Origin of the sequence: Mesorhizobium sp. M0244, assembly GCF_040321795.1 — a bacterium.
GTDB lineage: Bacteria > Pseudomonadota > Alphaproteobacteria > Rhizobiales > Rhizobiaceae > Mesorhizobium.
The window spans coordinates 1-13,801 of record NZ_JAMYSE010000071.1; the positions used below are offsets into that span (position 1 = coordinate 1).

The following is a 13,801-nucleotide window of genomic DNA, read 5'->3' on the forward strand; positions in this document are numbered from 1 at the left end:
ATCCTCGAACAGGCGCGGCACGCGCACATAGAGCACGGAATGATCGAGCCGTGCCGCTTGCCGGCCGAAGGCGCAGGCCAGCCACGACTTGCCGGTTCCGGTCTGGCCGGTGACGATCAGGTTCTCATGCGCCTTCAGCCATTCACCCTGCGCGAGCGCCATGGTGCTGCGCCGGTCGAGCCCGCGCGGCGCGGCAAAGTCGATGTCCTCGATGCAGGCTTCGGGAAAGCGCAGCCTGGCTGAGGCGAGCCGGTTCCGGACGCGCTTGTCGGCCCGTATGGCGACCTCGCGGTCGAGCATCAGGCCGAGCCACTCATCACGGCTAAGCTCGTTGGCGTTGTTCCGTTCGGCCAGTTCGCGCCAAGCGGCAGCCATGCCGGCCAGACCGAGGGCCTGCATCTGGTCGAGGGTGGGGTTCGTCAGCATTCTTTCTTCCTTTCCTTCACTGGTAATAGGTGGAGCCGCGGATGTTGGCGTGCTGGGGTGTCGGCTTTGCCGGTTCAGCGGAGCTGGCTCGGTCGAGGCCGGCTTTGAGGATGGCGGTGACAGAGGAGTAGGCGATCGCGTTGATCAGCAGCGCCCGCTCGCAGGCGGCATCGAGACGCTCCGGCCCATAGCGCGACGCCAGCGACAGAATGCCCATGGCCGAGCGGTATCCCTGCTCCGGATGTGGCCGGTCGCGCATCATGCGCTCGACCAGAATGGCGACGTTGGGGCCGATCCTTGCCGCCCGGCTGATCAGGCTGGCCGGTGTGGTGTTGGCGTAGCGCTGGTGCGCCTTGGGCATGTGTTCGTTGACGGTGACATGGCCGGAACGCTGCGAGCGACGCACATGGCTGGCGACACGCTGGTGGTCGTGGAAGATCTCGACCACTCGGTGCGTGAGCCGCACCTCGACGGTGCGCCCGATCAGCCGGTGCGGCACCGAGTAGAAGGTCTTGTCGACCTCGACATGGTAGTCAGGATGGACCTTCGCTGACTTCCACTCGGCGTATTCGAACGGTGCCGCCGGCAGCGGCTTCAAGGCAGCCCGCTCGATCTCCTCGAACAGTTCGCGGCGGCTTTGGCCGACATGGCGCATCGGCCGGTTGTTCAGCTCCTCGAGCAGTTCGGCGATCGCCGCGTTGAGTTCGGCGAGCGAGAAGAAGGACTGGTTCCTCAGCCGTGCCAGGATCCAGCGCTCGATGATCAGCACCGCGCCCCGACCTTGCCTTTGTCGCGCGGCTTGCGGCTGCGGGTCGGCAGGATGGTGGTGTCGTAATGCTCGGCCATCGCGGCAAAGGTCGCGTTCAGCGTCGGCTCGAACCACAGCGCCTTGACGACACCGGCCTTCAGGTTGTCGCACACGATCGCTCTGGTGACGCCGCCGAAGAAGGCGAGCGCTCGCACCTGGCCCTCGATCCAGTCCGGCAGCTTTTGGCTGGAGCTGGCAAAGGCGAAGGTCAGATTGGAGGCGCCCAGCACCGCGACAAAAATCTGCGCCGGGTAAATGGCGCCGGTCGCCGGATCGATCACCGGCACCGTCTGCCCGGCATAGTCCGTCTGCATCACCGCGCCCGCCGCATGCCGATTGCGGAATGTCGCGCTCGTCCGGCGCTCGAAAGCGGCGAAGTGCTCGCAGAACCAGGTGTAGCCGTAGCCGTCGGGATGGGCGGCGCGATACTCCTGCCACAACAGCGTCAGCGTCACCCCCTTGCGCTTCAACTCCCGGGCGATCAGCGCAAAGTCCGGTTCGCTCAGATCTTGCGGCGGACGACCGGCACGGCCGAACAGTAGCCGCTCAAGCGTCGCGTCGTCATGGCCCGGCGGCAGCGGCCAGCATGACAGCCCGGCCTCCCGCGCCCGCAGCAAATAGGTCGATACTGTCGTCTTACTGATCTTGAGCCGTTCCGACACCTCACGCACCGAAAGACCCTGCTCATGGGTCAGGCGCAAGATCGCTTGGATATCCCTCACGCTCGTTCGTCTCGCTTGCTTCCGTCTCGGCATGGCCCCTCTCAACATCATCGTGAGAGGCCAAACTGCCAGAACGGCGCAGCCAAGAACCGACCGCTAAATCCGCTCCCGAAAACTGTCCGGGATTTAGCGGAATCGCTGTCCGCGAATTACTGAAATCACTGTCCGGGATTTAGCGAAAAGGGTGTCCGGGAATTACCGAAACACGCACAACTATGCATCGAAGCCGTCGAGGATCGGGCGACCCCCGAGGAGGCTCGTAAGGCCTTCGAGGCGGCTGCCAGGGAGGAGGGGGTGCTACGATCCTCTGTTTAGGTCTCCTGTGTCCCTGTGCCCCCTCGGCTAGGGTCGATCGCCGTCCAGCGAGAAGCTCCGAAACTCGATTCCGAGTTGCTTGAGCCGCTCTACACCGGGAACCTCTGCCGCCGGGTGCACGAGCCCAAGGATGGAGTCGGATCGGAAGGGTAGGGGGACATGCAGGGCCTCACCTGCCTTGAGGACGCCACTGACAAGCTGCCAGGGCACGGCGACGGCGCGCAGTGTTCTGCCTTGTGATGCGGCGATCTCTTTCATGAGTCGTCGGAACGGTACCGGTTCGGGGTTGGCCAGCCCTACCGGCTCCGGCAGGGGCATGTCAGACTCGGCAATACGCACCATGGCGGCTGCCATGTCCGCCTCATGCACGGTGAACTGATGGGAGCGCGCTCCGATGAGAGGTGTGACCGGCAGGTTGGTGAGCTTGCGGAGCGCGCCTGCCATCCCGCCCCAACCGGGGCCGTACACCAGTCCGAGGCGGGTGGAGACACCTCCCAGACTGCTGGCGGTGAGCTCGCAGGCCAGCTTCGCCTGACCGTACAACTGTCGGGTTCCCTTACAGGCGGACATCGAGGAGATAAAAATGACCCGGCGAACCCCTGCGTCGGCGGCATTGCGCAGGAGGTGCTGCGAGCCGGACACATTGACACCCCACACATCGCCGGCGCTGACGAGAGTCAGGTCCCATGCACCGTGGATGAGCACATCTAGGTCGCTCAATGCGGCCCCCGACGGCGGGCGCTTGATCTCGTATGGGCGCCACTCGGCGACGCCAACCATTGCGGCGGCAGAGTCGGAGGTCACCCGGTTCAAACGGGCGAACGCGATGACCTCATGCCCTTCTTCGGCGAAGGCGGCACGCAGGATGGTCCCGACATATCCATTGGCTCCGGTGATACCGACCCGCATTGAACGCTCAACCCGTCAGCTGCATCGCTTCGCAGGCGATGCGATGTGAATTGGCCATCACAGTCAGAGTAAAGGTAGTAGCTGGCACATTTGGGAAAACCGACCCGTCGATGAGATGGATACGGTCCCAGCGCGCCAGCCGCCCGAGGCGGTCTGTCGTCGCACTCCCGGTATGCGGCTCACTGGCGTGGGGAAAGCTGCCGCCAAAGTGGTAGCTCTTGGCCCCGCCCGACCACAGCATCCGCGGCGTGACTGGCCACAAGTCAAGGTAAGGTGCCGCGCTGCGGATCCGCTTTATTACGTCAGGCAGCATCGGAGGCACGTCTTTGCCCCTGACCCTGGCCTCGCTGAAGCCCTCCGAAGTGAGGGTGATCTGGGGTAGCTCATCAGGAGCTGCGGACACCTGGGCGGTGACCCGGACCTTGGGTGATGCCCAGGACGGCAAGTAGCCCAGGCCTACCGTCAACCGGCTCAGGAGCCGATCCGTCACGAAGGCGGCGGCGCGGTGTTGGAGGAAGCCGGGAAGCGCATCGTAGTATGCCGGGTTGAACGGATAGAAGTGAATCTGTGAGACATCGAAGCCCTCGTCGTCCCGGACGATGACCATGTTGAACTGGTTGAGTGTGAACTCGCGCCTTGTACGTGGGTCGGGGGTCGGCTTCATGGACATCATTGGAAGAACGAATTGAGCCGATTCCGAAAGATGTACCGGCTGGTCCGATCCGAGCGAGCCCAGGATCAGCCGGGTGGTCCCGATTGCTCCGCAGCCCACGAAGACCCGGTCGGCTGTGAATCGCTGGATCCGGCCGCTGGACAGCTCCCGGGCCTGCACGACGGCCGTGTCGCCCTCCTGGTCGACTCGCACCGCGAGCAGCCCGCTGTGGTAGTCGATCCTCCCGCTGCGCCTGAAGCGATCGAAGCTGTGCGAGGCCGAATAGACCAGCGACCGCGGGCACCCAGTCATGCACAGGCCGCAGGGCTGGCATTCGGGCGCTGAGAAGGCGAGGCGGGCGCGGCCTATCGTTATTCCCGTGGAGCGCACTCGATCGCGGTGCCGGGCGTAGTTGGCCAGGACCATCTGCGTCCGCGGCGCCAGCGGCGGAAGCGGGTCCGCGGATCCGATGAGCGGGAACCACTCCTCGAGATCGTCGGACTCTCCAGCGAAAGGAATGTGACCCAGGATCGTCCGATAGTGCTCTTCCATATCCGAGAAGTCGAACGGCCATCCCTTGAACGTGGCGGCGCTGAAGGGCATGATCTGGGCCCCCCAGACATTGCTGAACCCCCCGTAGGCGCTTGATATGACAGCTGAGTTGACTCTTCCCTCGGAGTGGACGCCGTCGAGCTGGCCCTTGTTGACAAACGGGAAATCGGATCCGTAGCTTCTCTTTTCAGGCAGCGAATCGGACTGGACCCGCTTGGGTTGCAGGCTGACCCCGCGGACGTCCTCCTCATCCCAGTTGTCGACACGCAGCTTGGACAGCCTGGAGATTACCTCCTGCGTCTCCGCGTCAAGCACGGTGCCCGGATCGAACACGGTTATCTTCTCGTCCGGTTTCTCGGACAGCGCCAACACGGCGGCGGCTGCAGCCGGACCCGAACCAATGATTATCGAAGCCGGCATCTACTTTCCGCGCCCACCGCCTTGCGCGGCTGTGTCCAGTATCTGCTTGGTTGCCTGTTGGCGCCGCCGGCGCAAGCGCCGCACCAGCTCGATCCGGCCGGCGACGTGGCCTGCCGCGGCCAGCCCCACGCCAGCGATTATCGCCGCGGACCGGGCCAGCCCATGGGCGTCACCCTTGGCCACTTGCAAAATCTCCCGCGGTACGCCCTTGGTCAGCGCGTGCCAGACGAAGCGGGTCTCTGCACCCAGTGTGGCGGCGTCGCCCATCTGGGCAAAGGCCTCGACCTTCCCCTTGTTGACGAACAGGCAGCGGCGCCAGAAGTACCTCCAGGTCGGCCGTGAGGCGGGCACGAAGTGGCGGACGGTCGCCGCCGGTTCGTAGATGACCGCCTCACTGCCCCTGAGGTGCGCCACGCGGTGACACATGTCCATGTCGTCGTGACGGTCGGAGTGGAACCCTCCCACCTGCTCGAGGAGGGTCCGCCGCACCGACATGTTGGCTCCTATGAGGTGAGCCAAAGGACCTCGGCTGGTCGGAAGGCCGTCATAAGCGCATCCGAACACCCAGTCGAACTGCACAGGAAACCAGGCCGGGCGACTCGTCTCGAAAACCGGTATGGGGCGCCCGCCGACGGCGCCGATGCGCTTATCCCGGTACGGTTCGATGAGAATCTCGAGCCAGTCCTTGTCGGCCGCCGCATCGTCATCCAGGAACGCCAGGATCTCTCCAGCGGCTGTCTCGGCTGCCGTGTTTCGGGCCGCCCCCAGATGCCCGTCATCCTTGTTCTGGATCACCCGTATCGGAGGGGTCGATGCTGCGAAGTCAGCCCAGTACGCGGCACAACGGTGGAACAGGGGCTGGTCGACAGATAGGATGATCTCGCAGGGTTGCAAGGTCTGCTCCTGAACCGAGGCCACCGACTGAAGCAACAGCTCCCATCTGTCCTCGGAGTAGGCACAGATAATCACTGAGATCGTAGGGGGGGGCGGGACCTGCCGGCGTTCGCTGCTGACGCCATCCTCGGGCTGCCCGGTTTTGGATCCAGGCTGACCGGTTGTGGCAACGGCAACGTCATGACCGCGGCGGGCGAGACCGATACTTAGGTTCCGGACGTGGCCCCGCTGGCCAACGCCAATCGGCGAATAGGATTGCGCAAGCATCAGAATACGCATCTAGGAATTCTCCCGACTTGAGCTGCCAATGTCTGTCCAAACTCTTCGATAGACGGTGCGATGGTCTTGGTTTTTGAAACGCCAGGCTTCCACGCGGGATTCGGCCTACCCGGAAGCCGGTTTTCAGCATAAAAAGTCACCAACCAGGGCCGAGGTTTGCGCCATCGTAGGCTTGCTTCCGTCGAGCGACCCGATCACCGGCTGGAGGAAGGTGCGGACCACATTGGCGCCCATCGCCACCGCGTCGTCGAGAACGCGGGTGACCTCCTCCTGCGACCCGTAGGTCAGATAGTGGTTGTTTACGCCGGTCACGAAGAACGGCCTGCCGTCCAACGCAAAGTTCGTTCCGGAAGTCTTGATGCAGGACGTTGCCGACGGATCGTCCGCGGCGCTCACGACTGCCGGAACGGACAGCAACGCGGACACCAGCACCCGCAGTCCGGCGTTCCTCACTCGTTGCCAGTCGATGATCATCCTGGCATTTGGCTCTCGCCGGCCACAGGGTGCAATGGCCCCTAAGGATTACCTCCTCTGACCTCACACAGCCCGGCGTCGTTCGGGCATAGTGGTGCTTAGCCGCTTCCAGCCGCTCGAGTATGGACCCGTGCTGTCAGGCATCTTTCAATCAAGTGTTCGGCTCCCCACATGGCGAGTCCCCGCAACCACAGTAGGTGGAAACCATCCTCGCGCTGCGGCTTTCCATCTGCCGCCCTTGGCTCGCGGGCCCGCGGCGGAGTCCAGGGTAGGCGGATCGCCTGAGGTGGTTCTCGTGGAAGCTGTAAGCTGGCGTCCTTTTGAAATCCGCCGTGGGAACAACAATGCGCATTTGCCTGAGTCTCGATCCGTCCCGGCTACTGCGATGGCACCTCTGGCTGGCAGAAGCGCTCGCTGAAGTGCCCGGCAACGAAGTCTCCTGCGCTTTGGCGGCCGGTCGCTGCCCGCTGCCGTTAATCTGCCGTCTGCTGCTCGAACTCGAACAACTGGTCTATGGCTTTCGTGGGAACGGCGCCATCGACCCCGTCGAGGCGGCGCTGCGGTGCCTGCCGCCGCCTCCGGCCGACCAAGTGGATGTGGTGATCGATTTGAGCGGGGCAGAATCGCTCCCGGCGGGGCGGCGCGTGCTCACCCCGGTCTTTAACGGCGCACCCGGCGAGATCGGAGTCGTGGCGGCCTGGGTGAATCATCAGGATCTTCTCGTCGACCTGCATGACACGGCGCGCCCGTTGCGGCCGTGGACGGCGCGTCCGGCCAGTGGAGACCGTGAAGTGTTGGCAGCGAGGCTCGACAGCGCCCTTTCCTGCGCTGTGCCGCTGATCCTCAAAGCCCTGTGCGAGGAAACCGGTTCAGCTGCGTCCGGTATCCGCGGTCCACGCACGGCAGTGCCTTCGTTTGGGGCGCTTTCGGCGCTTGCAAGGGCGACCGGCACGGTTGCATCGAAGACGATCGGGCTTTTGGACGTCCTGGCGAGGGGCGGCAGGATGTGGGGGATTGGCTGGCGCTTCGATGAATCGGCGAGCCTGCTCGACAAAGGCGAAGCAGCCTTCCGGGTGCTCACCGGAAATGCCGACAGCTACCTTGCCGACCCGTTCCCGTTCCGGCACCAGGGGCAGGATTTCATCTTTGTCGAACAGTACCTCTACTCGAAGAACCGGGGGTGCATTGCGGTCGTGCCAGTGAACCGGGACGGGACAGCCGGCGCATCCCGGATCGTCGTAGAGGAACCGCATCACCTCTCGTACCCGTTCGTGTTCGAGCAGGATGGGCAGATCTGGATGATCCCCGAATCGGGGGCGGCCAGGAGTGTCAGCCTCTACAGGGCAGTGGAATTCCCTTACCGGTGGACGCGGGAGGCCTGCCTCATGGAAGGCATTGAGGGCTACGATACCACGCCGCTCTGCCATGAGGGCGGCTTTTGGTTTTTCGTCAGCCCAAGGCTTTGGAGGTCCACATCCTGGGATCTCCTCAGCCTCTACCGTGCCGAGAGCCTGACCGGGTCTTGGACGCCCCATGCCGCCAACCCCGTCCTGCTCGATGCAAGGCTCAGCCGGCCCGCAGGCGCCGTCATCCGACACGGCGGACGCACGCTACGCCCGGTCCAAGACTGCGCGCGCGGTTATGGCGGCGCGGTGACGTTCTGCCAGATCGATGCGCTCGGCGCGTCGGAGTTTGCCCAGACCCCGGTCGGTCGCATTTGGTCCGGAGCGTTGGGGTGTCACACCTACAACCGCCGGTCTGGCTTGGAGGTGATCGACCTGTTCGGGCATATCCGGGGTTTGCGAGAGGTCACGACCTCGTATCGTTTGCTGATACCCGACGCGCCGGTCTCGGGACCGCGCGGGGTCTCGGGACCGCGTGGGCAGTCCCTCTCTTGGCCGGTTTCGCCGGGTTTAGCTACCCGTAGCCAGGCGGTCGAGCGCAAGGTGCCCCGCCTGCGAAGGGCCGGGCGCGCTCGACCCTTCTCGGGCACAGAATAAGCTCGGAAATCACGGCCGAGTGGAGGCGCGAGCCCACCTGCACTTCGCAGCTTCTGGCCAGTGGCAAGTCAGCGTTGCGCTGGACGTTCATTTCTTCACGCCGGCGACCTTCGCGCCTTCTGCACGGCTCGCTCGGTAGAAATTGTCGCTTGTGAGCTGGTCCCAGCCGCGGGTCGATGAATGTCCTCGCTGGGGTTGAAGGTGGACCCAGAGGTCTAAACGGGTTTGGCAACGCTGCCAACACAGCTGCTGAAGGTGATCGGTGCCGCTGCCGTACTATCCGCGGTGGTCGTATGGCTGGAAATAACCTGAAGGGATACCCCAAAAGAGCTAATCATCTATTTGCTTTTCCTAACCATCTATCGTCCTTCCATTTCAGATCTGCATCAGTAATCGTCGCATAACAAACCAAGATTAGGGGGCCATAAGCTTAGCAATCTTCTTTCATTTCATCTTCATTTCATAAGGGCCGGGAGTCCGCATATGGTTGGATCAAGCACATCCGTGGATGTGGCGGTCATTGGAGCTGGCCGCTGCGGCTTGTCGCTGGCCGCGCATTTGCGTGCGCGCGATGTGGAGCACCGGATTTTCGGGGAGCTCATGGGGTCATGGAAGCACAATATGCCCCCCGGATGGGTCCCATCGTACGACCTCAAAGCGCTGCCATGAATGCCCTTCTCTCCAGCATTCTCGCCCCCGTCGGTGCCACATCGCCGCCTGACCCGGTAAATGTCGCGCTACGGCGATCACTGACTCTGCCCCGAGTCAGCTTCGTCGTCCCGACGCTCAATGAAGCCGAGAACCTCCCTTGGCTTCTGCCGCGCATCCCCAACTGGGCGCATGAGATCATTATCGTGGATGGTCGTTCGACTGACGACACGGTCGCGGTCGCGCGCCGCCTGCGAGAGGACGTGAAGGTTGTGATGGAACCCCGGCGGGGCAAGGGCGCTGCACTGCAAGCGGGATTCCTGGCCGCCACAGGCGACATCATCGTCATGCTGGACGCCGACGGCTCCATGGTACCGGAGGAGGCGATCGTCTTTGTCAGTGCGCTGATGGCCGGCGCGGATCTCGTCAAGGGTTCACGCTTTATCCAGGGCGCCGGCACCGACGACATGTCGCTGTTCCGGATGTTCGGCAATAAGGGGCTGACCCTGTTCGTGCGGCTGCTCTATGGCGGTTGGTTCTCCGATCTATGCTACGGATACATAGCCTTCTGGACCAAGCACGTCGCCACGCTGGACTGCGATTGCGATGGGTTCGAGATCGAGACCCTCATCAACGTGCGGGCCTTGAAGAACCACCTCAATATCGTCGAGGTGGCGAGTTTCGAGGCTCCGCGCATCAGCGGTGTGAGCCATCTGCGCGCCATGCCGGACGGCTGGCGCGTCCTGAAAACCATCCTGCGCGAGAGGGTGCACCAACAGCGCAGGCGGAGTGCGACAGCCTGTGTTGTCGGTGGACAGACCTGATGCGAATCCTGATGGTTGCCGCTCGCTGCTACCCCCTCATAGGCGGCATCGAAACTCACATCCAGGAAGTCGGTCCCCGCTTGGTGGCGCGTGGCCACGCCGTCGACGTGCTCACTACCGATCCCTCGGGGGAGTTGCCGGATGAGGAGGAGGTGCGCGGCATGCGCGTGCAGCGCGTGCCGGCCTGGCCGAGGGGACGGGACCTCTATGTTGCGCCCGGCGTTTATACCGCGATCCGGCGCGGGGCATGGGATCTGATCCATTTCCAAGGTTACAGCAGCTTCGTGGCGCCGATCGGGCTGCTCGCGACCCTTCGCGGGGACCTGCCGTTCATCCTGACCTTCCACAGCGGCGGGCATTCCTCCCGGCTGCGCAATGCCGTGCGCGGCACACAGCACGCGCTGCTTCGACCGCTGGTTGCCCGGGCCGCGCGGCTGATCGGCGTCTCCGAATTCGAGGCCAGCTTCTTCAGCGCCAGGATGCGCGTGCCGCGCGAACGGTTTGTCGTCATCCCGAACGGCGCCGCGATGCCGGCTCCGAGCCCCGGCATCAAGGTCGATCCGCACCTGATCGTCTCGGGCGGCAGGCTGGAGCGCTACAAGGGCCATCAGCGGGCGATCGCGGCCTTGCCCGAACTGATCCGCCGGGTACCGGACGTGCGATTGCACATCGTCGGAACAGGCCCGTACGAGGGAGAATTGCGGCGCCTCGTAGCGACACTCGGCCTCGAGAGGCGGGTCACTATCGCGAGCATCCCCGGATCCGACCGGCAGAACATGGCTGACCTCCTGGCGAGCGCCGCGTTATTCGTGCTGTTCAGCGAATACGAAGCCCATCCGATCGCTGTGATGGAAGCTCTGTCGCTGCGCCGTCCGGTCCTCGTTAGCGACACGTCCGGTCTGCAGGAACTGGCCGCTAATGGCCTGTGCCGGGCGATTCCGCCCAACGCCGGTCCTGGAGAGCTGGCCGCCGCCATGGCCGAAGAACTGAAGGCCCCTCGGCAGGTCCCGGATTTGGCCCTGCCGGACTGGGATGCCTGCGCGCATGCGCTGAGCCACGTTTATTATGATGTCCTCGGCAGCCGATCCATGCTCCGCTTGGCCCCCGGCGGCGTGACATCGTGGCCTCCTGCGACGAGGGCATGATGCTGATGATGCCGGCTCATTTCAGCGCGGGAACCAGGATCAACCCGCTCCAGGCCGGTATTCGATTCGTCTCGGGCGTTGTCGGTCCCGACCTTCGCGACGGCAGCGCCGATGCCCCATCGCAACGCGCCAATTCCGGATGGATCGCGGTTCTATGCCTGACGATCGCCGCGGCTCTACTCCTGGTCGTTGCCGGGCACGCGGCCGGGCGCCGGGGCTATGACGTGGCGCCGCCGCTCTTCTGGTCCGGTGTCGTTCTCCTGGTCGCTCCGACCGGCTTTCGCATCGCTTGGCCGACAACGGCCCGAGGTGAGCGCCTGTTCCTGCTCTTCCTGCTTGCCGAAGCCCTGTTCTACTGCAAGATAGTCTATTCCCCGACGAGCTTCAGCGGTTACGACGAGGTCTTGCATTGGATTGCGGCCGAGGATCTCATCACGGCCCGCCGGCTGTTCCTGTCCAACCCGCTTTTCCCGATCGGGCCAACGTATCCCGCCCTGGAAATCCTGACAACGGCGATCGTCGATCTGACGGGACTGCCCTTGTTCGTGTCGGGGACGCTCTTGTTGGTCATCCTCAAGGGCACGTTCATCGGTGCCCTGTTTCTGTTCCTCGAGAGCATCGCCGGATCGCCGCGTATCTCGGCCATCGCCTGTCTGGCCTATATGGGCTGCTCAACCTTCTTCCTGTTCGATTCGATGTTCTCCTACGAGAGCCTCGGCATCGTGCTGTGCGTGCTGACCTTCGCGGTCGAAGCAGCGTCCAAGGATCTCGTCGGGCGACCGAGGCTGAAGTCGCTCGGGCTGATAGCCTTGCTGTTGGCAAGCCTCGCGGTCACACATCACCTCTCGGCCGCCTTCGCCGCCATCTATTTCGGAGCGCTGGCGGCCCTCGAGGCCTTGCGCCGGCACGACCCCCTGCGGATCAAGACCAGCATTGCCGTGGGCCTCGCGGCGATCCTCGCCATAGCCCTGCCGTCCCTGTGGGTGCAGGCCCGTGGCATCCCTCTCACAGGCTATCTCGGCCCGGTGATCGAGTCCGGTTTCGACACATTGCTCGGGAAGATCGTGGGCGCGCCCACCCCGCGGTCGGAGCACCTCGGAGCGCCGGACAAGGCCCTCTACATGCGGCTGACCACCTTGCTGGCGCTCCTGCTGGTGGCAGTCGGACTGGCAACGGGATTCTTTCGGTCGCTGGCCATGGCAGCGCCGAGTGGTCCGCGCTCCGGTTGGCGTCCGATCCAGGACATTGTCAAACGCCGCTGGCGCGACAGCCGCCTCGTGCTCCTCAGCTTGCTGGCCTTCGGGCTCCCAGTCTCGGTCGCCTTCCGACTGACCATCGCTGGATGGGAAATCGGCAACCGCATGGGAACGTTCGTGTTCATCGCCGTCGGGCTGGTCGTCGCGGTGAGCATCGTCCACTTCTGGCAGGGCCGCACGCCACGCGGGTGGCGCCGCATCGCACCGGCCGTTGCTCTGGTGATCATCGTCCTGGGCGGCGTCACAAGCTCTTCGATTAATCCGATCCATGGGCGCTACAGGGTGGCCGCAGATCAGGAATCGATCGAGCCGATGGGGATCGAAACGGCACGCTGGGCCAAGGAATGGCTCGGTGCCGGCAACCGCTTCACCACTGACCGCATCAACCGCCTTCTGCTTGCGGGCTACGGCCGGCAGGACGTCAGGGTCACCATCGTCGAAGGCATCGATCCCGCGCGCATATTCGAGGCCGAGACATTGGGGCCCGACGAGTTTTGGCCCTTGGCGCGAAGCGACATCGATTTCCTGCTGGTTGACCTGCGCCTGACCACGGCTCCGCCGGTGCTCGGCTTTTACTTCCAGCCGTGGGAAGCGCAGCAGGGAGCGCCGCTCTCGGGCGCAGCGCTGCTCAAGTTCAATGACGTCAAGGGCGTCACCCGCATCTACGACAACGGCTGGATCGTCATCTATGACGTGAGGGGATTGCATGAGAGTTTGTAGCAAGCGGGACCTTCTGGCCGCGTGCCTGTGGGCGGGGGCCACGGTTGCGGCCGTTGCGGTCAGCGACAGCTTGCTCCTCCGTACTGCCCTGGGCGCGCCCATGGTGTTCCTCGTCTCGGGCCACACGGTGCTGCGGGCCATTGGCGTCAGGACAACCTCCGCGTTGGAACACTTCGTCTACGCGGTCGGAGCAAGCCTCGCCGCCGGCATCGCCGGGGGCTTTGCCCTGAACGCCGCAGGCTTCCTTACGCCCCTCGGCTGGGCGGTGTGGTTCTGGGCCGTGACGGCCGCCGCAGCACTGGTGGCCGCCGGCCGCCGCGACACTCCCGATCTGCCAGCTTGGCCGGCTCCCGCGCGGGTCCGGCTCTGGCAGGGGGCCGCGCTCATGCTAGCGCTGCTTGTAGCGACCGGAGCCTATGCGCTGGCCGTCCGGGACGAAGCGGCCTACCGGGAATTCAAATACACCGCGTTCTGGTTGTTGCCGTCGGCCGGTGGCGGGTCCGGCCGGATCACCGTCGGCATCAGGAGCGCCGAGACTCAACCCCAGCGATTCGACCTGGAAATCACCCTCGATGGGCAACCGTTCGCCGTCTTCCGATCGATCGCCGTCGCGCCGGGCGACACCTGGGCGCGGGAAATCCCGGTGCCCGTCTTGGCAACTCGCCAGACGGCCGAGGCGCGGCTCTATCGACCGGAAGACAACCGGCTCTATCGCAGCGTTTCGACGCTGGTGCCGCGCATCTAAAACGAGGCTGGA

The 13,801-nt window shown here is 64.3% G+C and carries 10 protein-coding genes and 2 pseudogenes; 6 read left to right on the forward strand and 6 right to left on the reverse strand.

Features of this window, described 5'->3' with window-relative positions:
• Positions 1-426, reverse strand: a 426-nt coding sequence (locus NKJ08_RS28840; protein ID WP_352784556.1) for an ATP-binding protein, incomplete at its 3' end; no start/stop codon positions are given.
• Between the two features lie 16 nt (positions 427-442).
• A pseudogene (gene istA / locus NKJ08_RS28845) lies at positions 443-1,989 on the reverse strand (IS21 family transposase).
• 186 nt (positions 1,990-2,175) lie between these two features.
• Between istA and NKJ08_RS28850 the strand changes: the two are divergent.
• The gene (locus NKJ08_RS28850) at positions 2,176-2,271 is read left to right on the forward strand and encodes a DUF982 domain-containing protein (RefSeq protein WP_352784574.1); all 96 of its coding nucleotides are present in this window, start codon (positions 2,176-2,178) and stop codon (positions 2,269-2,271) included.
• Between the two features lie 27 nt (positions 2,272-2,298).
• Here NKJ08_RS28850 and NKJ08_RS28855 read toward each other — a convergent pair whose 3' ends face one another.
• The 4 genes and pseudogenes from NKJ08_RS28855 to NKJ08_RS39105 all read right to left on the reverse strand — a co-directional run.
• Positions 2,299-3,180 carry an NAD-dependent epimerase/dehydratase family protein gene (locus tag NKJ08_RS28855; protein ID WP_352528464.1) on the reverse strand — a complete coding sequence of 294 codons (882 nt, stop codon included), beginning with the start codon at positions 3,178-3,180 and terminating at the stop codon, positions 2,299-2,301.
• Between the two features lie 7 nt (positions 3,181-3,187).
• Positions 3,188-4,804: a Rossmann-fold NAD(P)-binding domain-containing protein gene (locus NKJ08_RS28860; protein WP_352528466.1), complete on the reverse strand. Its 1,617-nt coding sequence runs from the start codon at positions 4,802-4,804 to the stop codon at positions 3,188-3,190.
• On the reverse strand, positions 4,805-5,977 hold the full coding sequence (locus tag NKJ08_RS28865) for a glycosyltransferase family 2 protein (protein ID WP_352528468.1): 1,173 nt from the start codon (positions 5,975-5,977) through the stop codon (positions 4,805-4,807).
• A gap of 162 nt (positions 5,978-6,139) precedes the next feature.
• Positions 6,140-6,451: pseudogene (locus NKJ08_RS39105) on the reverse strand (beta-mannosidase); the annotation flags it as partial.
• Between the two features lie 320 nt (positions 6,452-6,771).
• Between NKJ08_RS39105 and NKJ08_RS28875 the strand changes: the two are divergent.
• The 5 genes from NKJ08_RS28875 to NKJ08_RS28895 all read left to right on the forward strand — a co-directional run bounded on the left by NKJ08_RS28875 (position 6,772) and on the right by NKJ08_RS28895 (position 13,789).
• A complete protein-coding gene (locus NKJ08_RS28875; protein ID WP_352528470.1) occupies positions 6,772-8,451 on the forward strand; it encodes a glucosamine inositolphosphorylceramide transferase family protein in 1,680 nt (559 codons plus the stop codon).
• Between the two features lie 608 nt (positions 8,452-9,059).
• Positions 9,060-9,923: a glycosyltransferase family 2 protein gene (locus NKJ08_RS28880; protein WP_352780099.1), complete on the forward strand. Its 864-nt coding sequence runs from the start codon at positions 9,060-9,062 to the stop codon at positions 9,921-9,923.
• Positions 9,923-11,068: a glycosyltransferase family 4 protein gene (locus NKJ08_RS28885; RefSeq protein WP_352780097.1), complete on the forward strand. Its 1,146-nt coding sequence runs from the start codon at positions 9,923-9,925 to the stop codon at positions 11,066-11,068. The genes NKJ08_RS28880 and NKJ08_RS28885 overlap by 1 nt, the downstream gene beginning before the upstream one ends.
• Entirely contained in the window at positions 11,044-13,044 is a 2,001-nt protein-coding gene (locus NKJ08_RS28890) for a putative glycosyltransferase family protein (protein WP_352784561.1), read from the forward strand. Before NKJ08_RS28885 ends, NKJ08_RS28890 begins: the two co-directional genes overlap by 25 nt.
• 100 nt (positions 13,045-13,144) lie before the next feature.
• Entirely contained in the window at positions 13,145-13,789 is a 645-nt protein-coding gene (locus NKJ08_RS28895) for a hypothetical protein (RefSeq protein WP_352528478.1), read from the forward strand.
• The last annotated feature ends 12 nt before the right edge of the window (positions 13,790-13,801 follow it).

Excerpts from the sequence above, each read along its gene's own strand:
- NKJ08_RS28880 (WP_352780099.1), top strand. The coding sequence starts at position 9,060 with ATGGAAGCACAATATGCCCCCCGGATGGGTCCCATCGTACGACCTCAA.
- NKJ08_RS28855 (WP_352528464.1), bottom strand. The coding sequence starts at position 3,180 with ATGCGGGTCGGTATCACCGGAGCCAATGGATATGTCGGGACCATCCTG.
- NKJ08_RS28865 (WP_352528468.1), bottom strand. The coding sequence starts at position 5,977 with ATGCGTATTCTGATGCTTGCGCAATCCTATTCGCCGATTGGCGTTGGC.
- NKJ08_RS28895 (WP_352528478.1), top strand. The coding sequence starts at position 13,145 with ATGGTGTTCCTCGTCTCGGGCCACACGGTGCTGCGGGCCATTGGCGTC.
- NKJ08_RS28885 (WP_352780097.1), top strand. The coding sequence starts at position 9,923 with ATGCGAATCCTGATGGTTGCCGCTCGCTGCTACCCCCTCATAGGCGGC.
- NKJ08_RS28860 (WP_352528466.1), bottom strand. The coding sequence starts at position 4,804 with ATGCCGGCTTCGATAATCATTGGTTCGGGTCCGGCTGCAGCCGCCGCC.